Origin of the sequence: Rhizobium sp. HT1-10, assembly GCF_049472505.1 — a bacterium.
Classification (GTDB): Bacteria; Pseudomonadota; Alphaproteobacteria; order Rhizobiales; family Rhizobiaceae; genus Rhizobium.
Genome location: NZ_JBCEBQ010000001.1, coordinates 686,713 through 704,657 on the forward strand (window position 1 = coordinate 686,713; position 17,945 = coordinate 704,657).

General features: G+C 61.4%; 19 protein-coding genes and 1 pseudogene. 3 read left to right on the forward strand and 17 right to left on the reverse strand.

All coding sequences use genetic code 11. The annotated features are described in order from the left end of the window. Window positions 1-41: 41 nt before the first annotated feature. The 13 genes and pseudogenes from cysS to VH564_RS03480 all read right to left on the reverse strand — a co-directional run bounded on the left by cysS (window position 42) and on the right by VH564_RS03480 (window position 11,496). On the reverse strand, window positions 42-1,433 hold the full coding sequence (gene cysS / locus VH564_RS03420; RefSeq protein ID WP_423338399.1) for a cysteine--tRNA ligase: 1,392 nt from the start codon (window positions 1,431-1,433) through the stop codon (window positions 42-44). 253 nt (window positions 1,434-1,686) lie between these two features. Beyond that, window positions 1,687-2,130, reverse strand: coding sequence for a hypothetical protein (locus VH564_RS03425; protein ID WP_423338400.1), 444 nt, complete (start codon window positions 2,128-2,130; stop codon window positions 1,687-1,689). Between the two features lie 152 nt (window positions 2,131-2,282). Further along, window positions 2,283-2,537, reverse strand: a complete 255-nt coding sequence (locus VH564_RS03430) for a hypothetical protein (protein WP_423338401.1) — start codon at window positions 2,535-2,537, stop codon at window positions 2,283-2,285. A gap of 110 nt (window positions 2,538-2,647) precedes the next feature. Then, window positions 2,648-2,786, reverse strand: a pseudogene (locus VH564_RS03435) (oxidoreductase); the annotation flags it as partial. Window positions 2,787-2,794: 8 nt separating this feature from the next. Then, on the reverse strand, window positions 2,795-3,427 hold the full coding sequence (locus tag VH564_RS03440) for a hypothetical protein (protein WP_423338402.1): 633 nt from the start codon (window positions 3,425-3,427) through the stop codon (window positions 2,795-2,797). Window positions 3,428-3,490: 63 nt separating this feature from the next. Then, window positions 3,491-4,231, reverse strand: a complete 741-nt coding sequence (locus tag VH564_RS03445) for an SDR family NAD(P)-dependent oxidoreductase (protein WP_423338403.1) — start codon at window positions 4,229-4,231, stop codon at window positions 3,491-3,493. An 80-nt stretch (window positions 4,232-4,311) separates the two neighbouring features. After that, entirely contained in the window at window positions 4,312-5,802 is a 1,491-nt protein-coding gene (purF, locus tag VH564_RS03450; RefSeq protein ID WP_423338404.1) for an amidophosphoribosyltransferase, read from the reverse strand. Window positions 5,803-5,960: 158 nt separating this feature from the next. Further along, window positions 5,961-6,602: a CvpA family protein gene (locus VH564_RS03455; RefSeq protein WP_423338405.1), complete on the reverse strand. Its 642-nt coding sequence runs from the start codon at window positions 6,600-6,602 to the stop codon at window positions 5,961-5,963. 87 nt (window positions 6,603-6,689) lie between these two features. Then, entirely contained in the window at window positions 6,690-8,093 is a 1,404-nt protein-coding gene (gene radA / locus VH564_RS03460; protein WP_423338406.1) for a DNA repair protein RadA, read from the reverse strand. Beyond that, window positions 8,093-8,407, reverse strand: a complete 315-nt coding sequence (locus tag VH564_RS03465) for a type II toxin-antitoxin system RelE/ParE family toxin (protein ID WP_423338735.1) — start codon at window positions 8,405-8,407, stop codon at window positions 8,093-8,095. Before VH564_RS03465 ends, radA begins: the two co-directional genes overlap by 1 nt. After that, window positions 8,400-8,675 (reverse strand): type II toxin-antitoxin system ParD family antitoxin, encoded by a 276-nt coding sequence (locus VH564_RS03470; RefSeq protein WP_423338407.1) that lies wholly within the window; start codon window positions 8,673-8,675, stop codon window positions 8,400-8,402. Before VH564_RS03470 ends, VH564_RS03465 begins: the two co-directional genes overlap by 8 nt. Before the next feature lie 53 nt (window positions 8,676-8,728). Continuing rightward, the gene (alr, locus tag VH564_RS03475; protein WP_423338408.1) at window positions 8,729-9,895 is read right to left on the reverse strand and encodes an alanine racemase; all 1,167 of its coding nucleotides are present in this window, start codon (window positions 9,893-9,895) and stop codon (window positions 8,729-8,731) included. Between the two features lie 104 nt (window positions 9,896-9,999). Beyond that, the gene (locus tag VH564_RS03480; protein WP_423338409.1) at window positions 10,000-11,496 is read right to left on the reverse strand and encodes a replicative DNA helicase; all 1,497 of its coding nucleotides are present in this window, start codon (window positions 11,494-11,496) and stop codon (window positions 10,000-10,002) included. 312 nt (window positions 11,497-11,808) lie between these two features. Between VH564_RS03480 and VH564_RS03485 the strand changes: the two genes are divergently transcribed. The 3 genes from VH564_RS03485 (at window position 11,809) to VH564_RS03495 (ending at window position 14,981) form a co-directional block, all read left to right on the forward strand. Next, a complete protein-coding gene (locus VH564_RS03485) occupies window positions 11,809-12,261 on the forward strand; it encodes a MarR family winged helix-turn-helix transcriptional regulator (RefSeq protein ID WP_423338410.1) in 453 nt (150 codons plus the stop codon). A gap of 80 nt (window positions 12,262-12,341) precedes the next feature. Next, on the forward strand, window positions 12,342-13,910 hold the full coding sequence (locus VH564_RS03490) for an MFS transporter (RefSeq protein ID WP_423338736.1): 1,569 nt from the start codon (window positions 12,342-12,344) through the stop codon (window positions 13,908-13,910). Window positions 13,911-13,922: 12 nt separating this feature from the next. Further along, entirely contained in the window at window positions 13,923-14,981 is a 1,059-nt protein-coding gene (locus VH564_RS03495) for an HlyD family secretion protein (RefSeq protein ID WP_423338411.1), read from the forward strand. Window positions 14,982-15,059: 78 nt separating this feature from the next. On the opposite strand, the gene rplI is transcribed toward VH564_RS03495, so the two are convergent. The 4 genes from rplI to rpsF form a co-directional block, all read right to left on the reverse strand. Next, window positions 15,060-15,635 carry a 50S ribosomal protein L9 gene (gene rplI, locus VH564_RS03500; RefSeq protein ID WP_142829700.1) on the reverse strand — a complete coding sequence of 192 codons (576 nt, stop codon included), beginning with the start codon at window positions 15,633-15,635 and terminating at the stop codon, window positions 15,060-15,062. Between the two features lie 18 nt (window positions 15,636-15,653). Beyond that, the gene (locus VH564_RS03505) at window positions 15,654-16,610 is read right to left on the reverse strand and encodes a DUF2232 domain-containing protein (RefSeq protein ID WP_423338737.1); all 957 of its coding nucleotides are present in this window, start codon (window positions 16,608-16,610) and stop codon (window positions 15,654-15,656) included. A gap of 188 nt (window positions 16,611-16,798) precedes the next feature. Beyond that, complete coding sequence (rpsR, locus tag VH564_RS03510; protein WP_111220447.1) at window positions 16,799-17,050, reverse strand: 30S ribosomal protein S18; 252 nt, start codon at window positions 17,048-17,050, stop codon at window positions 16,799-16,801. A gap of 12 nt (window positions 17,051-17,062) precedes the next feature. Further along, window positions 17,063-17,512, reverse strand: coding sequence for a 30S ribosomal protein S6 (rpsF, locus tag VH564_RS03515; RefSeq protein WP_111158624.1), 450 nt, complete (start codon window positions 17,510-17,512; stop codon window positions 17,063-17,065). Window positions 17,513-17,945: the final 433 nt, after the last annotated feature.

Genomic DNA, 17,945 nt, shown 5'->3' on the forward strand with positions numbered 1-17,945 from the left:
CGAAGGTGACAGAGGGGGGTATGCCACGGCAGCAGCAGGTGTCACCGCTTGATCTCCCAACTCGTTACCCGCTCGCCTGTCGCAGCGTCCTTGCCGTCCTTCAATTGCACGCCCTTGGCAGACAACTCGTCGCGCACCCGGTCCGCTTCGGCAAAATTCTTTGCTTTCAGCAGTTCGAGCCGCATCTGCACCAGCGCATCGATCGCCGCCGTCAGATCGGCGCCGACGTCCTTTTTCTCGGGCAGCACACCGAGCAGCGCAGCGCTTGCGGCAAACACCGGCAGCACCGCCGGATCGGCATTGGCGGCCTGGGCAAGCGCATGCAATGCCTGGACGGCGGCAACGGTGTTCAGATCGTCGGCCAGCGCATCGACCACGGAGGCATCCGGTGCCGCGTCAGAGGGGCCTGCCACCGGCCACTTGGCGATCAGCCGCTCCGCTTCCTCCAGCCGCTTCACCGAAAAATCGATCGGCTCGCGGTAATGCGTCATCAGCATCGCCAGCCGCAAGACTTCGCCCGGCCATGTCCGACCGCCGAGCTTGTCGGTTTCCAGCAGCTCGGCGATGGTGACGAAGTTGCCGTCGGATTTCGACATCTTGCGGCCTTCGACCTGCAGGAAGCCGTTGTGCATCCAGACATTGGCCATGACAGATGTGCCATGGGCGCAGCGCGACTGGGCGATCTCGTTTTCGTGGTGCGGAAAGATCAGGTCGAGGCCGCCGCCGTGGATGTCGAAGACATCGCCGAGATAGCGGCTGCTCATCGCCGAGCATTCGATATGCCAGCCCGGTCGCCCACGGCCCCATGGGCTTTCCCAGCCCGGCTCGTCGGCATCGGACAGCTTCCACAGCACGAAATCGCCTGAATTCTTCTTGTGGACATCGACGGCGATGCGGGCACCGGCCTGCTGCTCGTCGAGCGGGCGCTTCGACAGCTGGCCATAATCGGCCATCGACTTCGTGTCGAACAGGACTTCACCCGCCGCCGCATAGGCATGGCCCTTCGTCACCAACGCCTCGATGATCTCGATCATCTGGCTGATGTTGTCGGTGGCGCGTGGCTGCACAGTCGGCTCGAGGCAGCCGAGTGCGGCCACGTCCTTTTGATATTGCTTGTCGGTCTTTTCGGTCACCAGTCGGATGGCGGCATTGAGATCCATGCCGGGATACTCGCGCAGCGCCCTCGCATTGATCTTGTCGTCGACGTCAGTGATATTGCGCACGTAGGTCACGTGGTCAGGGCCATAGACATGCCTGAGCAGCCGGAACATCACGTCAAAGACGATGGCCGGGCGAGCATTGCCGATATGGGCGAAATCGTAGACGGTCACGCCGCAGACGTAGAAGCGGACATTGTTCGCATCGATCGGCACAAACACGCTCTTCTCGCGCGTCATCGTATTGTAAAATTTCAGCTCAGGCGTCCCGCCCATGTCCACTCTCCCAGATGCACGATCGAAAAATCGTCGCGGCCGGCGGACCGGGCGTTTCTCATCTTTGCGCAATGGGGAGACGAAAACGGCCAGGCCAGCGGTGCGCTAGCGAATAATTTTCCGGCAGATGATGCAGATCGTCGTTTTCATGGCTGGCTTTATGGCGCGGGATCAGATTTCGGTCAAGAGGAGGGCACGCATCGCGGATGCGGTCGTGCATTTTACTGACGCCCCTAGCGCTGTCTCTGGGCGCTCACCGGTTTGGAAGTCCATTTGCCGCGCGTTCTCGGCGGATCTGGTCGGCGTTTTGACCGATCTGGAGGCTGAGCTTCTCCAGTCCGGATCGCGTAGCTTCCTTCGCCGCCGCTGGTATCGAAGAATCAGGATGCAGCCTGTCCCACTCAAGGACGGACGCAATTGTTCGCTGCAACTGGGGAATGTCGCCAAAGGCCCAGCCGTTGATCTCGGGACCTATCGTTTCGAAGAGGGCGCCGAACAACGCCGGGCCGCCCGATGGATCCTGGTCGGGATAGGCTTTCATGACGGCGCGCGCGCGGAGCTGTCCGGCGTAGTACCAGAACACGGCCTCTTCTTTCCGTCCTGCTTTGAAGAGTGGGGGCGCCTTCATCATCAGTTCGCTTGCCTGAAGCGTCGTCGCCTGCTCTGCACCTTCGGGAAAGCCGGTGTTGTCAGCCAAGGCGATGTAGGGACTGAGCGATAGTCCGGCACAGACGAACCAGATCAGAAGGCGGCGGTTCAGCATTGCGTTCCTTTGGACCGCAGGGCCTGGCCCCGCGTGAAGCGCTGTGACAATTCAACTTGCGCGTTAAGTCGGTAGATCGATCGGGTCTACTCAAAGTCAAGTGCATCGATCACCGTCTTCACGTCGCGGTATCGCAAGCGAAGTTTTCGTTCAGCGCCTTCGACAGCTTCGCATCTCAGCTTTGTCATGGCTGCGATGATCTCGGCCTCCCTGTCCTTGTCGTAGGGATCTTCACCGGCCCAATGGGTGCATTGCGTCCTTCGATCGAGAAAAGCTGCGACGTCGGCTGGATAGGCGGCGCTTTGTCCGGTGATGGCCACCCAGAATAACAGTGAAATCATAGGCGCTCCCGGCGGCAGGCGTGCTGTCAAGCCGCGCGCCGCTCACGATCGACAATGTCGGACGGAACCGTTTCTGTCGAGAGTCGGGCCAGACGCCGAATCCCAGAGATCTATTCCGGCAGCCTATAGTCCACCAGCTTGTTCTCGCGCACCACGAACAGCTTGCCCGTCTCCGTCACCGGGCCCGACCAGTCCCATGATGACATCAGCGACATCTCGGGGATGCTGCACGGTTTCCGGATCTTCGCCCTTGCCTACTAAATCCTTTCTCTGGGCACCTTTGCTTCACCTAGCAAACTACGGTCTTTAGAACTGCTGTTGGAGCCTCGTTCGACCTGACGCTGGACAAATGATCCAATAAAAGCGCCGAGCGTGAGTTTTGTGAGGTCCAAGAAGCTAGAACCGCCGATTATCGTCAGCACCGAAAAAAACAGGGTCAGAAAAATTGTCGCGAGGGGAAGGCCGGTCAGCCCAAGCTGGGTGAAGGTTCCCGTGAACTTCGTCAAGCTACTCAATCTTACATATTGATCGATGGATTCCGTCTTACCTTCGGAAATCAGCGGCGATAAGAGCTCATAATCTTGAGGCGGAATCACAGGAGCAGCTGTAGCGCCTGAGGCCACCGTTAATCTGTAGCCAATATAAGCAAAAATAAGGGCGCATAGCGTGAGTATAATGTAAATTATGTTTGGTACCAAAAGCCTGTAAATTGGTAAATCCCCGGCATTGACCGCGCCAAAAAAATGATTGCCGGTCATATTTTCAAAGGCAGCGAAGAAGCATATTCCCAATATGGAAATTAGAGATATGAAAAACGGTATCTTCGATGCCTTAAGCGTGTCTACATCAATATAGGTGTTTGGTATTTTTGATGATTTATCCGAATCCATAATAAATCTCCCAGTCAATTAAATGACAGGATCTATAGTATACATGAATTCGAATAATACTATCTATTCCGGCAGTCTATAGTCCACCAGCTTGTTCTCGCGCACCACGAACAGCTTGCCCGTCTCCGTCACCTCGGGCCCGACCAGTCCCATGATGACGTCGGCGACAGCGCGGGGATGCTGCACGGTTTCCGGATCTTCGCCCGGCATCGCCAGTGCCCGCATGGCCGTGCGGGTGGCTCCGGGGTCGAGGCTGGTGATGCGCAGCGGCGTGCCCTGTGTTTCTCCGGCCCAGGTCCGTGCCAGCGCTTCGACGGCAGCCTTGGATGCAGAGTAGGGGCCCCAGAAGGGCCGGCATTTGTGGGCGGTGGAAGAGGAGAGGATCACCGCTCGGCCGGCGTCGGAGCGCATCAGCAGCGGCTCGACGGAGCGGATGAGCCGCCAGGTGGCCGTAACATTGATCGTCATGACCTTCTCGAAGACCTTAGCCTCGACATGGCCGATCGGAGAAATCGTGCCGAGCACGCCGGCATTGGCGACGAGGATGTCGAGCTTGCCCCAGCGCTCGAAGATCGAGCCACCGAGCCTGTCGATGGCATCCATGTCGGCAAGGTCGAAGGGAACAAGCGTCGCCCGTCCGCCGGCAGCGGTGATGGCATCGTCCAGTTCTTCAAGCCCGCCGACGGTGCGCGCGCAGGCGATGACATGGGCACCGGCCTTGGCCAGCTCCAGCGCAGTGAAGTAGCCGATGCCGCGCGAGGCACCGGTGACCAGGGCGATCTTGTCCTGCAGGTTGACGCTCATGATGCCGAATTCCGTTTGCGATGTTATGGGCAAGTATATGCCCCATAACGGCAAATCGGTCAAAGCATCAAACGCGGCCCTCAGCCGTTGCCGGCGAGCACAGAGAGCTTGCGGACATTGTTGGTGCTTTCCCGGTCGAGCAGCCGGGTCGGATAGTCGCCGGTGAAATAGTGGTCGGTGAACTGCGGCGCATCCGGATTGCGCGGTGCACCGCCAACGGCGCGGTAAAGGCCGTCGATCGACAGGAAGGCAAGACTGTCGGCCCCGATGAAGGCGCACATGGCTTCCAGGTTTTCATACTGGTTGGCCAGCAGCTTGTCGGCGTCGGGCGTGTCGATGCCGTAGAAATCCGGGAAGTAGATCATCGGGCTCGCGACGCGGATATGCACCTCGCTGGCGCCGGCTTCGCGGATCATCTGGACGATCTTCACCGACGTCGTGCCGCGCACGATGGAATCGTCGACAAGCACGACGCGCTTGCCTTCGAGGATGGCACGGTTGGCCGAATGCTTCAGCTTGACGCCGAAGGCGCGGATGGACTGGGTCGGTTCGATGAAGGTCCGGCCGACATAGTGGTTGCGGATGATGCCGAGTTCGAAGGGGATGCCGCTTGCCTGGGCATAGCCGATCGCAGCCGGCGTGCCGCCATCAGGCACCGGAACCACGAGGTCCGCCTCGACAGGCGCTTCCTTGGCAAGATTGATGCCCATGTTGCGGCGAGCGACATAGACGTTACGGCCGCCGACGACCGAATCCGGCCGGGCGAAGTAGACATATTCGAACAGGCAAAGCCGTTCCGCTTCCGGCTGTTCGGCCTTGCGCGAATCGATGGTGATCGAGCCGTCCGACTGGATCTCGCAGATGATGACTTCGCCGTTTTCGACGTCGCGGATGTATTTCGCGCCGATGATGTCGAGTGCGCAGGTCTCGGAACAGAAGATCGGCTTGCCGTCGAGCTCGCCCATGACCAGCGGCCGGATGCCGATCGGGTCGCGGGCGGCAATGAGCTTGGTGCGCGTCATCGCCAGCATCGAATATCCGCCTTCCATCTGACGGATCGCATCGATGAAGCGGTCGGAGGAGGAGGGGTGCTTGGAACGGGCGATAAGGTGCAGCACGACTTCGGTGTCCGAGGTCGACTGGCAGATGGCGCCGTCGGCGATCAGCATGCGCCGCATCGTCAGGCCGTTGGTGAAATTGCCGTTATGGGCAATGGCGATGCCGCCGACCTCAAGTTCTGCAAACAGCGGCTGGACGTTGCGCAGGATTGTCTCGCCCGTGGTCGAGTAGCGCACATGACCGATGGCGCGGTCGCCGGGGAGGCGGGCGAGCGTTGCCGGATCGGTGTAGTGGTCGCCGACCAGCCCCATGCGGCGCTCCGAATGAAAGCGCTGGCCGTCGAAGACGACCATGCCGGCCGCTTCCTGGCCCCGGTGCTGCAGGGCGTGCAGGCCGAGCGCCGTCAGCGTCGCAGCGTCCGCGTGGCCGAGAATGCCGAACACGCCGCATTCTTCGTGCAGCGTGTCGCCGTCGATGTCGTTATCGAGTGCAGATGAGGGTGACAGGGTCATGGCTGAAGGCCTTTGCTCTCACGGGGTTCGGGCAGCGCGGGGGCTGGGATCCAAAATAACTGAAAATCCGGCCGGGCGAAATGCCGGGCCGGATAATGGTGTCGGGTTCCGTTCAGATGGCGATGCCAGCCGGGCGGGTCAAGGCTGTAAACTCAGTGTCAATTGTTCGTCGCCGGAGCGGCGGGCGTCGTGGTCGGCGAAGCGGGCGCGGCCGGCGTGTCGTCGGACGGAGCGGCGTCGCTGGGCGCCGTGCTGTCGTCGTTCAGCTGCTGCCGTTCAGGCTGGATCTTGTCGATGACGTTGGTGCGGATCATCTGCGCGAATTTCTCCGGCAGCGCGGCTTCCAACTTGACGACCAGCGAATCGAGGAAAGGCTTGGATTTGGCGTTGTTCACCCAGGCCGGGCGATGGGCCTCGTCGACCAGCCAGTTCCAGAAAGCGACGGCTACCACCAACAAGAGCACGCCACGAGCGGCGCCGAACAGGAAGCCGAGCGTGCGGTCGAGCGCGCCGATGCGGCTGTCGATGATGAAATCGGCGATCTTCATCGTAATGAAGGAGATGATGATGAGCGCCACGAGGAAGACCACGGCGGCCGAGCCGACGATGGCGATACGGTCATCGTCCGTATAGTGCTTGGCGTAAGGAACCAGCTTCGGATAAAGGTAGTAGGCCGCCACAGCCGAGCCACCCCAGCTGACGATGGACAGCACTTCCCGCGAAAAACCACGCACCATGGCGAGAACGGCGGAAAACAGCACGACGCCGATAACAATACCGTCGAAAATCGTAATGGGCATTTATAATCCACTCCAAGACCTGCCATGGGCGCCATGGCTACCGTCTGCCTGAATGCGTCTCGCTTCGTCGCCCGGGGCGACAAGAGCTCAGTCTTCGTCTTCCGTCTGCCGCAGCGCGCCCTTCGAACCAGCCACCCTGACGACCATGTCGGTCAGGCTTTCGATCTCGTTCCAGCGTCCGCCACTACCCTTGGGCAGCTCGGCCGAGCCGGAGGGCAGCAGCGCTTGCGCAAAGCCCAGCTTCTCGGCTTCCTTCAGGCGCTGTGCGGTATGACCGACGGGCCTGACGGCCCCAGACAGGCTGACTTCGCCGAAATAGACGCAATCGGCGGGAAGGGCAATACCGGCAAGGGATGAAACCAGTGCAGAGGCAACGGCGAGATCGGCTGCTGGCTCCGAAATCCGATAACCACCGGCAATGTTGAGGTAGACGTCGTGGCTGCCGAGCCGCACGCCGCAATGGGCTTCCAGCACCGCAAGGATCATCGACAGCCGCGACGAGTCCCAGCCAACCACCGCCCGCCGCGCCGTACCGAGCGACGTCGGTGCCACCAGCGCCTGGACCTCAACGAGGATCGGCCTCGTGCCTTCCATGCCGGCAAAGACGGCAGCGCCCGGTGATTTGGAATTCCGCTCGCCGAGAAACAGTTCGGACGGGTTTGCGACTTCACGCAAGCCGATGTCCGACATTTCGAAGACGCCGATCTCGTCGGTCGGGCCGAAGCGGTTCTTGACCGTGCGCAGGATGCGGTAGTGATGGCCGCGGTCGCCCTCGAAATAAAGCACCGCATCGACCATATGCTCGACGACGCGAGGACCGGCGATCTGCCCGTCCTTCGTGACGTGGCCGACCAGCACCATGGTCGCACCCGTCTGCTTGGCAAAGCGGATCATCGCCTGCACACCCGTTCTGACCTGGGTCACCGTGCCCGGTGCCGAATCGGCGAGCTCGCTCCACAGCGTCTGGATGGAATCGATGATCACGAGGTCCGGGCGCTTGCCTTCGGCGATCGTCGCCAGAATATCCTCGACGTTGGTCTCTGCTGCCAACATGACGTCGGTATCTGCCGCCTTGAGCCGCTGCGCCCGCAGCCTGATCTGGGCCACAGCCTCTTCGCCCGATACGTAGACGATCTTGTGGCCACGGCGCGCTAGCGCGGCGGCGGCCTGCATCAGCAGGGTCGATTTGCCGATACCGGGATCGCCGCCCACCAGAACCGCCGACCCGCGCACGAAGCCGCCGCCCGTTGCCCGGTCGAGTTCGGAAATGCCGGTGTAAATCCGCGGTGCTTCCTCGATCTCGCCGGACAGCGCCACCAGCGTCACGGCTCTGCCCTTCTTCGGCACGCGGCCGGGCCCCGAGCCGATGCCGCCCATCGGGTCTTCCTCGACGATGGTATTCCAGGCGCCGCAGGATTCGCACTTGCCCGCCCAGCGATTATGGATCGTGCCGCAGTTCTGACAGATGAATTGAGTTCTGGCCTTGGCCATTAGGAGCTGCTTTCGGTAAAGTCTTCATGCGAGGTGTCTTGATGGCCGTGCAGGATGCGGATGACAAAAAGCTCCTGATCTCTGACGACGAAGTAGATGACTCGCTGGCGATAGGCAAAGCTTCGCATGCCGGGTTTCAGAGTGTCACGACTGACGCCGGTCAGACCAAGTCTGGCGAGCGAACGAACCTTCCGCTCGAGAGTGAGGATGAAGCGGTCTGCGACAAGGGGATTGCTTTCGGCGATATGGCGATATTGCTCGATGAGATCGGCCCGCGCTGTGCCGGACCAGATGAGCCGCCGTTGCTTAATGATCGGACCCCATCTTCGGCGGGTGGGAAGCGGCCATCTGCTGGATGTCCATCAGCAGGTCTTCGGCCGTCCTGTATTCGTACACGCGTCCCGCTTCGACGTCGTCGAGGCCCTCCTGCAGAAGGCGCCGCAGCTCCAACACTTTGCCATCTTTGCTCCCCAGCAGCCTTAACCCAGCGGCGACGACGGCGTCGGCGCTCTCATAAATGCCGGTTTGCACCTGATCTTCGATAAACGCGCGGTCCTGCTCGCTGAGATGGATATCCGTCATCCCGATCTCCTTTTGTTCACGTTTATCACAGCGAAACGATAGAGGAAAGTCCCTCATTCCTCGACTAAATACCGCCGCTGGTGCCTGAGCCCCATGCTGGTCAGCATCTCGTAGCCGATCGTGCCGGCGGCACGCGCAGCGTCGTCGACGAGGATGTTGCTGCCGAACAATTCGACGTAGTCGCCGGCCCGAACAAGACCCTCAGGCAGGTCGGTGACGTCGAAGATCGTCAGGTCCATGGTGATACGGCCAGCGACGGGCACGCGGTGGCCGGCGATGAAGCCGTGGCCGGCCTCGATTCCCGTGCGGCGCAGCGGCACGCCGCCGCTCGACTGGCTGCGCATGTAGCCGTCGGCATAGCCGGCGGAGACGACGGCCAAGCGGCTGTCGCGGGTCAATTGCATGGCGCGGCCGTAGCTGACAGCTTCGCCAGCCTTGACGTTGCGCACCTGCAGGACGCGGGCCTCGGCGGTGGCGACGGGCCGCATCGGATTGGCAACGCCGGGCACGGCCTCGCCACCGTAGAGCGCAATGCCCGGGCGGGTCAGGTCGAAATGATATTCCGGTCCGAGAAAGATGCCGGCAGAAGCCGAAAGGCTTGATTCGATCCCTTCGAAGGCGGCGCTAACCTGCCGAAATGAATCGAGTTGTTGCCGGTTCATCGGCGACGCCGGATCGTCGCCGCAGGCGAGATGGCTGACAACCAGGACCGGCGAGAAACTGGCCGGCCGCGACACGTCGTCGGCCAGCGCCAATGCCTCCGGCACTGTCAGCCCAAGCCGATTGAAGCCGGTGTCTACCTGCAAAGCGCAGGGGTATTCGCCGTATTCGGAGAGTACCGACATCCAGAAGGCCAGTTGTTCCTCGGAGGAGATGATCGGCACCAGGTCGTTTTCGAAGAACAAGCGCTGCATGCCGGGCCAGATGCCGGCAAGCACGAAGATCCGTGCATCAGGCGCATAAAGCCGGAGTGTCACGCCTTCCTCGGCCGTGGCGACGAAGAAGTCGCGGGCACCGGCGATATACAGCGTTTCCCCAACCTCCTCGATGCCGAGGCCATAGGCATCCGCCTTGACGACGGCAGCCGTACGGGCTCGCCCCGAACGGCGCGCCATGTCCTGCCAGTTGGCAACCAGCGCCCCGAGATCGACGGTCAGCCGCAGGCCGGCGGCATCAAAGGCGTCTTGGTCGTCAGCGAAGTCTTCGAAAAGGTCGGTCATGAAACCTCAAATGAACGTGGCCGGAGAGGGGTGTCTCCGGCCATGATAGGGATGATTCCAGTTGAAATGAAGACAGAATGCTGCCGTGTGAAGGAGCAGGCCGCTCAATGCTCTTCGTAGGGCGTGAACGAGCCATCGGCGAGGTCGGCAAAACGGGTGAATTCGGCCTGGAAGGCGAGCTTGACCGTGCCGGTCGGTCCGTGGCGCTGCTTGGAGATGATCACGTCGGCAGTGCCCTTGACCTTGTCGAACAGCTGTTCCCATTCGTTGTATTTCGGGTCGGCCGGATCGCGCGGCTCCTGGTTCTTGACGTAGTATTCCTCGCGGAACACGAACAGCACGACGTCGGCGTCCTGCTCGATCGAGCCCGATTCACGCAAGTCAGAAAGCTGCGGCCGCTTGTCGTCGCGGTTTTCCACCTGACGCGACAGCTGCGACAGGGCGATGATCGGCACGTTCAGCTCCTTGCCGAGCGCCTTCAGGCCCGTGGTGATCTGCGTGACTTCCTGCACGCGGTTCTCGCCGGATTTGCCAGACCCGGTCATCAGCTGGATATAGTCGATCACAAGCACGTCGAGGCCGCGCTGCCGCTTCAGGCGGCGGGCGCGGGCGGCAAGCTGGGCGATCGAGATACCGCCGGTCTGGTCGATGAAAAGCGGCACTTTCTGCATCATCATCGAGCAGGCGACGAGCTTTTCGAAATCGGCATCGTTGATGTCGCCGCGGCGGATCTTAGACGACGAGACTTCCGTCTGCTCGGAGATGATACGCGTGGCGAGCTGTTCCGACGACATTTCCAGCGAGTAGAAGCCGACGACGCCGCCATTCTTGGCCTTCATCGAGCCATCGGCCTGCACCTCGCCCTCATAGGCGGCAGCGATGTTGTAGGCGATGTTGGTGGCAAGCGACGTCTTGCCCATGCCCGGGCGTCCGGCGAGCACGATCAAGTCCGAGCGCTGCAGGCCACCCATCTTGCTGTCGAGCGAGTGGATGCCGGTCGAGATGCCGGAAAGTCCACCGTCGCGCTCCTTGGCCACAGCCGCCATGTCGATGGCCATCGCCACGGCGTCGTTGAAGGCCTGGAAGCCGCCGTCGTAGCGGCCGTTTTCGGCAAGCTCGAACAGGCGCCGCTCGGTGTCCTCGATCTGGCTCTGCGGCGGCATGTCCAGCGGCGCGTCATAGGCGATGTTGACGACATCCTCGCCGATGGTGATCAGCGCGCGGCGGAGCGCCAGGTCGTAGATGGCGCGACCGTAATCCTCGGCATTGATGATCGACACGGCTTCGGCGGCAAGGCGCGCCAGATACTGCGCGACGGTCATGTCGCCGACCTTTTCGTCGGCCTTCAGGAAGGTCTTGATCGTCACCGGATTGGCAATCTTGCCCATGCGGATGATGTCGCCGGCAACCTCGAAGATGCGGCGATGCAGCGGCTCGTAAAGATGGGCCGGCTTCAAAAAGTCCGAGACGCGGTAGTAGGCGTCGTTATTGACGAGGATGGCGCCGAGCAATGCCTGCTCCGCCTCGATGTTGTTCGGGGCTTCGCGATAATGCTGCTCGGTGGGAGAAGTCGCGCCAGTTTTGCGCGCTGCGTCGTTCATGACATCCATCTCGATCCCTCGTCTCTATCTAGCGCGGTGTTCGCCCTTGTGATCCCGGCCGTCAAGGGTGATCAAACGATAATGATCGGGGCAGGGGCGATTCGCGCCGGCTATGCCCGTTGTCCACAGGGTCAAAAAAACGAAAAACTCACATGTTGACGATCGTCAAGACGCAGATCGACGACTCACGCTTAACGCTGCAAAGTTTAACGTGTTTAACACTCGCAAGCAGCCGAATGGGGGCAAGCCTTGCTTGAAAAGACTATAGAAGCCGGTAATCTGAGAAGTGCAAAAACAAGAGAAGCGTGGATCATGCCCGACAAAGCGACAAGCCGTGAATTCTTCGATGAGCTCTCCGCTTTCAACCGAAAGTTACGGTCTGGCTTTGATGCGCTCGTGCGCAAGCGTGGGATGACGCTGGCGAGGGCCCGCGTGTTCTTTGCCTTGGCGGAGAAAGACGGGATCAACCAGCGCGAACTTGCCGAATTGCTGGAGCTCGAGACCCCGACGCTGGTTCGCATTCTCGACGCGATGGAAGGCCAAAAATTCATCGAGCGGCGCCCCGCCGAAACGGACCGCCGCGCCAAGAGGATCCACACGACGGATGCCGGCAAGGTGATTGCGGGCGAGATCGATGCGCTGGCCTCTCGCGTCCGCGCCGAGATTCTTGAAGGCATCTCCGACGCAGATCGGGCTACGGCACTGAAGGTTATTCGCAAGATGGCGGCCAATCTCCCCTACATCGGCAAAGACGAGGTTGCGTGAGCGTCGCCGGCAGCAGTGATGCGGTCGGTGCCGGTCCGAAAGGTCCGGCACCTGCTCCAGCCGCCGCCACGGCACCCCCGATGCCGGCCTGGAAAGGGCTTGCCTATATCCTGTCGTCGGTGATGTTCTTTCTGACGCAGGGCCTGGGGATGAACCTTGCCCTTGCCAACCTCACCCAGATCCAGGGGACCATTGCCGCCACCACCACCGAATCCGCCTGGCTCTCTGCTGCCTACATGGCGCCGAACGTCAGCCTGGCGATCGGGCTGGTCAAGATCCGCATGCAGTACGGCATCCGCAATTTTGCCGAGATCAGCATTTTCGGCTTCGTGCTCGCCTCGGTGCTTAATCTTTTCGTCTCGGACCTGCAGTCAGCGATCATCGTGCGCTTCCTCAGCGGCATTGCGGCTGCACCGCTGTCGACGCTCGGCTTTCTCTACATGCTGGAAGCTTTTCCGCCGGCAAAGAAGCTCACGGTCGGGCTGAGCCTCGCGATGATGAACACCACGCTTGCCGCGCCCATCACCCGCCTGGTCTCGCCCTCATTGCTCGATTTCGGCGAATGGCGCGGTCTCTATACGCTGGAGATGGGCCTCGCGCTACTGGTCATGCCAATCATCTACCTGCTGCCGCTGACGGCGCCGCCGCGGGTCAAGGTGATCAATTTCGGCGACATCGTCGTCTATCTGTTGGTGGCCATCGGCTTCGGCTGTCTCGCCGTCGTTCTCTCCGTCGGGCGCCCCTACTGGTGGTTCGAAGTCCCGTGGTTGGGGGTAGTTCTCGTTGTCTGTATCGCAACGCTGCTGGCAGCGACGCTGATTGACCTCAACCGCGCAACGCCGCTCATCGATATCCGCTGGCTTTTGACCTGGCCGAACGTCCGGATGACCATCGTCCTCCTGGTGTTTCGCATGATCAGCGCCGAGCAGACGTCGATATTGCTGATCTATTATCAGAATATCGGTCTGCTCTACGATCAGTTGCAGATGCTCTACCTGATCATCCTGGTGTTTTCCCTGGTCGGCGGCCTGACTTGCGCGGCGCTGATGAATATCGGCTATGGCTGGCAGATCCAGATGGTCGCCCTGCCGTTGATGATCGTGGCCGCCTTCATGGATAGCCAGGTCACCAGTCTCACCCGACCGGAGCAGATGTATCTGAGCCAGGCGCTAATGGCGGCCGGCATAGCGCTTTTCCTGCCGCCGGCGCTGTCTCCGGGCTTTCGTGCCGCCTTCGCCAAGGGACCCTTTTACCTGGTGACCTTCTTCGTCATCTTCCTTTTCACCCAGAGCATCGGCTCGCTGATCGGGACCGCGTTCTACGGCACGCTGATCACCATCCGCGAGAAATTCCATTCGAGCGTGCTCGTTGAACATGTCTTGCTGACCGATCCGATCGTTGCCCAACGCGCCGCCCAGCTTTCGGCGTCCTACGGCAAGGTCATCGGCGATCCGCAACTGCTGAACAGCGAAGGATTGGCACTGCTCGGCACCCAGGTGACGCGGGAAGCCTATAGCCTCGCCTTCGGCGATGCCTTCTTCGTGGTCGGGGTGATCGCCTTGCTGGCCTTCGTCGTATTGATCCTGCATCGACTGGTCGTCGTCGTCCAAGCCAGAACGGCCGACCCGACCAACGCACCCGCAAGCTGAGGAAAGCTTTCTATGTCCAGACTCGTGCGATCTCCGATCGAAGTCGTTGCCGTCCTTGCCGGCATCGGCGGCATCATGCTGGTGCTCTACGCCTGGCATCTGCCACCGTTCAGGACCTCGGTGGAGACGACGGACGATGCCTATGTCAAAGGCTATGTCACGATCATCAGCCCGCAGGTCAGCGGCTACGTGACCGACGTCCGCGTCAAGGACTATGAGCGCGTCAAGCAGGGCGAGGTGCTGGCTACGATCGACGACCGCATTTACTCCCAGAAACTCGCGCAGGCACGGGCCACCCTCGACGGCCAGAAGGCGGCGCAGGCCAATTCCCGCCAGCAGGAACTTGTCGCCCGCGCCCAGATCACCTCGAGCCAGGCGGCAGTCGACAGCGTCCAGGCCGGCCTGACACGCGCCCAGCTGGCCTGGGAGCGGATCGAATCACTTGTGCAGAAGGGCATCTCCACCACCAGCGATGCCGAGAACGCACAGGCGACGCTCGACCAGGCCAAGGCCGCCGTCGACCAGGCAAAGGCCGCCGTCGAGGTGGCGCGGCAGAACCTGACGACGATCATCGTCAATCGCGCCTCGCTCGAGGCCGGCGTCGCGGGCGCGGAGGCGGCCCTGCGGCTGGCGGACATCGACCTGCAGAATGCCACCATCATTGCGCCGAGGCCCGGCCGTCTCGGGGAGATCGGCGTCCGGCTCGGGCAATATGTGACCGCCGGAACGCAGTTGCTGGCGCTGGTGCCCGACGACGTCTGGATCATCGCCAATTTCAAGGAAACCCAGCTCGACGGCATGCAGGTCGGACAGCCCGTGACGATCTCCGTCGACGCCCTGGGACATCGCCGGCTGAACGGCCATGTCCAGAGCTTCTCCCCGGCCGCAGGCTCCGAATTCGCCGTCATCAAGCCGGACAACGCTACCGGCAATTTCACCAAGGTCGCGCAGCGCGTCGGCGTGCGGGTGGCTATCGACCCCGGCCAACCGGAAGCCGAAAGGTTGGCCCCCGGCCTCTCGGTGGTCGTGTCGATCGACAAGAACTCACAGCCACAGGTACCGGCCAACTAAAGCCTCTGCATGCTCCAAACGAAAAGGCCCGGATCTTTCGATCCGGGCCTTTTCGTCGCCGTGAAGCGAGAGTGCTGACTATTCGTCGTCGCGGTTGCCGTCGGCATCCGGATCGAAGAAGTCTTCCGGACGCAGCGCGTCTTCGTCGATGCCGTAGATGGCGTCGGCCGAAGTGAGGGTTTCGCCCTGCTTCTGGCGTTCGGCTTCTTCGGCCGAACGGGCAACGTTCAGCTCGATGGCGATTTCGACTTCGCCGTGCAGGGCGAGCGTGACGCTGTGCAGGCCGATGGTCTTGATGGGGGTGTTCAGCTCAACCTGGCTGCGGCCGATGTTGAAGCCTTCGGCAGCGAGGATGTCGACGACGTCGCGGGCAGCGACCGAGCCGTACAGCTGGCCGGTTTCGCCAGCCGAGCGGACGACGTTGAAGGACTTGCCTTCGAGAACGTCGGCAACCTTCTGGGCTTCGCTCTTGCGCTCCAGGTTACGGGCTTCGAGCGTTGCGCGCTCAGCTTCGAAACGGGTCTTGTTGGCAGCGTTGGCGCGCAGCGCCTTGCCGAGCGGCAGCAGGTAGTTACGGGCGAAGCCGTCACGGACCTTTACGGTCTCGCCCATCTGGCCGAGCTTGGGAACGCGTTCGAGAAGAATGACTTGCATCGTGGTGTCCTTTCAATTTCAGGTTTTTGGATCGGTATTATCGGGGGATTTCGCACCCTTGCTCGGGGTCAGCGCGATTGCCTTGCGGGTATCGGACAGGCCGAGAACGAGGATGAACAGGGCTGGCAGCACCATGCTGGATGCCAGGTAGCAGAGGACGAGGGCCGGCAGGCGCCAGTCCTTGCCGCGGGTCTTGTAGTGCAGGGCTGCGAACCCGGCGAGCACGAAGCCCGCGCCGAAGGCTCCAAGAACAGTCGCGCCGACCATCGCCGGGATGCCGCCAGTGAAACAGGCAATCAGGCCGGCGAGGAAGATGAAGATCGCATTGCGGTTCATGCGAAGCGCCGAAGGCACATCCTCGCGCGGCCGGAAGTTGCGGCCGGAGGCGGTGACGATCCGGGTCGCGATGTAATAGGCGGTGAAAAGCATGATCACCCAGATGCCGGCCTGCAATGCCGGCAGCATCAGCACGATCAGCGATTTGGTCTGGGCGGTGGCATCCGGGTCCGGCTGGAACGAAGGCTCTTGGGCTGCCAGCGCCGTCATCAGCGCGTCGACCATCTTGTCGGTGAGATCAGGCCCGTAGCCGATCATCACCCCGACGACGATGACGCCGACCGTCACCAGGCCACACAGCTGCACCAGCATGTCGGACAGCGGATACCAGGCGAGCAGGTTGTCGGGTCCTCCGAGTTCGTTGGCGGGGCGTGCAAGATTGGCCAGATGGCTGATCCAGCCGGCCGGCACCAGCGTTACCAGCGTCATGACGAAGGCGAAGGAGGGGGAGATGGCGACCGCACCGAGCACGAAGGCTGTGACGATCGAAATGATCGCAGCCATGTTGCCCCAGCCGAGGCCGGCGATCAAAATGGGAAGTGCCGAGGCGGCATAGAGGACAGCACTGAAAGACGGCTGTGCATTCGCTCCGAGCACAAGCAAGGTCGCGGTAATGCCGGCAAGAATGCCGGTCAGCATCAATCGTGAGTTCAAGGTCTTCAAGTCGCTGTCCTGCTTGTTCAAGCAGTTAGAGGTTCGCTTTTGAGAGAAGTCTCGGAAGCGCAGCCCCAACATGGGTTTCAATTGGTTTCGATCCACGCCCACCGTGGAAGGAAGAAGGGAAGGCATGACTGCCTTCCCTAGAGGTCTTGATCGGTCAGTCGCGATTAAGCGACGACGTAAGGCAGCAGGCCGAGGAAACGGGCGCGCTTGATGGCCTGGGCCAGTTCGCGCTGCTTCTTCTGGGAAACGGCCGTGATACGCGAAGGAACGATCTTGCCGCGCTCGGAAATGTAGCGCTGCAGAAGACGGACGTCCTTGTAGTCGATCCGGGGTGCGTTGGCACCGGAGAAGGGGCAGGTCTTGCGACGACGATGGAACGGACGACGGACCTGCGAAGAGGAGGAAGCTTCAGACATATTCAGATCTCCTTAAACGCGGTCTTCGCGCGGACGGCGCGGACGGTCTTCGCGATCACCACGATCCGGGCGCGGGCCACGGTCGCCGAAGCCACCACGGTCCGGGCGGTCGCCATCACGACGCGGACGATCGTCACGGTCGCGCTTCTGCATCATGGCAGACGGGCCTTCCTCGTGCTTTTCGACGGCAATCGTCATGTAGCGCAGGACGTCTTCCGAGATGCGCATCTGACGTTCCATTTCCTGCACGGCGGCAGGAGGAGCATCGATGTCCATCAGGGCGTAGTGAGCCTTGCGGTTCTTGTTGATGCGATAGGTGAGGGACTTGAGGCCCCAGTTCTCGATTCGCCCGACTTTGCCACCGTTTGCTTCGATGACACCCTTGTACTGTTCTACGAGGGCATCAACCTGCTGCGCGGAAACGTCCTGTCGGGCAAGGAATACATGTTCGTAAAGAGCCATGATGAGCTTTGCCTTTCTTGCGTTTGTGAAACCCGGTATCGGCGGCTAAGCCTCAACGACTGCTCCTGTAAGGGCGAGCCCAAGCAAGAAAGCGTTAATCCGAGACGGTCGAGAGCGGAGACACGGGAGGCTGGAACGCTTCCGTTCCGACGATCTCCCAAAGGAAACCGGCCCTCCGTTCAGCCACCAGCCAGATGACCGGGTTTGCGAACAGGGCGGCTTATACGGGATTCTTGGCGAAAGGCAAGGGAGGGAGCCAAAGGAATGTGGTGAAGTGGCTGCGTCTCCTTCTCCCCGCCGGGGAGAAGGTGGCCCCGAAGGGGTCGGATGAGGGCGCTCCCCACGCGGTGCACGATATGCCGCGCGTCCCCCTCATCTGCCCTGGCGGGCATCTTCTCCCCGTGGGGGAGAAGAGGAAGCAGGCCCGCCTGCT

Coding starts and splice junctions, on each gene's coding strand:
- cysS (WP_423338399.1), bottom strand. CDS start 1,433: ATGGGCGGGACGCCTGAGCTGAAATTTTACAATACGATGACGCGCGAG.
- VH564_RS03430 (WP_423338401.1), bottom strand. CDS start 2,537: ATGATTTCACTGTTATTCTGGGTGGCCATCACCGGACAAAGCGCCGCC.
- VH564_RS03440 (WP_423338402.1), bottom strand. CDS start 3,427: ATGGATTCGGATAAATCATCAAAAATACCAAACACCTATATTGATGTA.
- VH564_RS03445 (WP_423338403.1), bottom strand. CDS start 4,231: ATGAGCGTCAACCTGCAGGACAAGATCGCCCTGGTCACCGGTGCCTCG.
- purF (WP_423338404.1), bottom strand. CDS start 5,802: ATGACCCTGTCACCCTCATCTGCACTCGATAACGACATCGACGGCGAC.
- VH564_RS03455 (WP_423338405.1), bottom strand. CDS start 6,602: ATGCCCATTACGATTTTCGACGGTATTGTTATCGGCGTCGTGCTGTTT.
- radA (WP_423338406.1), bottom strand. CDS start 8,093: ATGGCCAAGGCCAGAACTCAATTCATCTGTCAGAACTGCGGCACGATC.
- VH564_RS03470 (WP_423338407.1), bottom strand. CDS start 8,675: ATGACGGATATCCATCTCAGCGAGCAGGACCGCGCGTTTATCGAAGAT.
- alr (WP_423338408.1), bottom strand. CDS start 9,895: ATGACCGACCTTTTCGAAGACTTCGCTGACGACCAAGACGCCTTTGAT.
- VH564_RS03480 (WP_423338409.1), bottom strand. CDS start 11,496: ATGAACGACGCAGCGCGCAAAACTGGCGCGACTTCTCCCACCGAGCAG.
- VH564_RS03485 (WP_423338410.1), top strand. CDS start 11,809: ATGCCCGACAAAGCGACAAGCCGTGAATTCTTCGATGAGCTCTCCGCT.
- VH564_RS03490 (WP_423338736.1), top strand. CDS start 12,342: ATGCCGGCCTGGAAAGGGCTTGCCTATATCCTGTCGTCGGTGATGTTC.
- VH564_RS03495 (WP_423338411.1), top strand. CDS start 13,923: ATGTCCAGACTCGTGCGATCTCCGATCGAAGTCGTTGCCGTCCTTGCC.
- rplI (WP_142829700.1), bottom strand. CDS start 15,635: ATGCAAGTCATTCTTCTCGAACGCGTTCCCAAGCTCGGCCAGATGGGC.
- VH564_RS03505 (WP_423338737.1), bottom strand. CDS start 16,610: ATGCTGACCGGCATTCTTGCCGGCATTACCGCGACCTTGCTTGTGCTC.
- rpsR (WP_111220447.1), bottom strand. CDS start 17,050: ATGTCTGAAGCTTCCTCCTCTTCGCAGGTCCGTCGTCCGTTCCATCGT.
- rpsF (WP_111158624.1), bottom strand. CDS start 17,512: ATGGCTCTTTACGAACATGTATTCCTTGCCCGACAGGACGTTTCCGCG.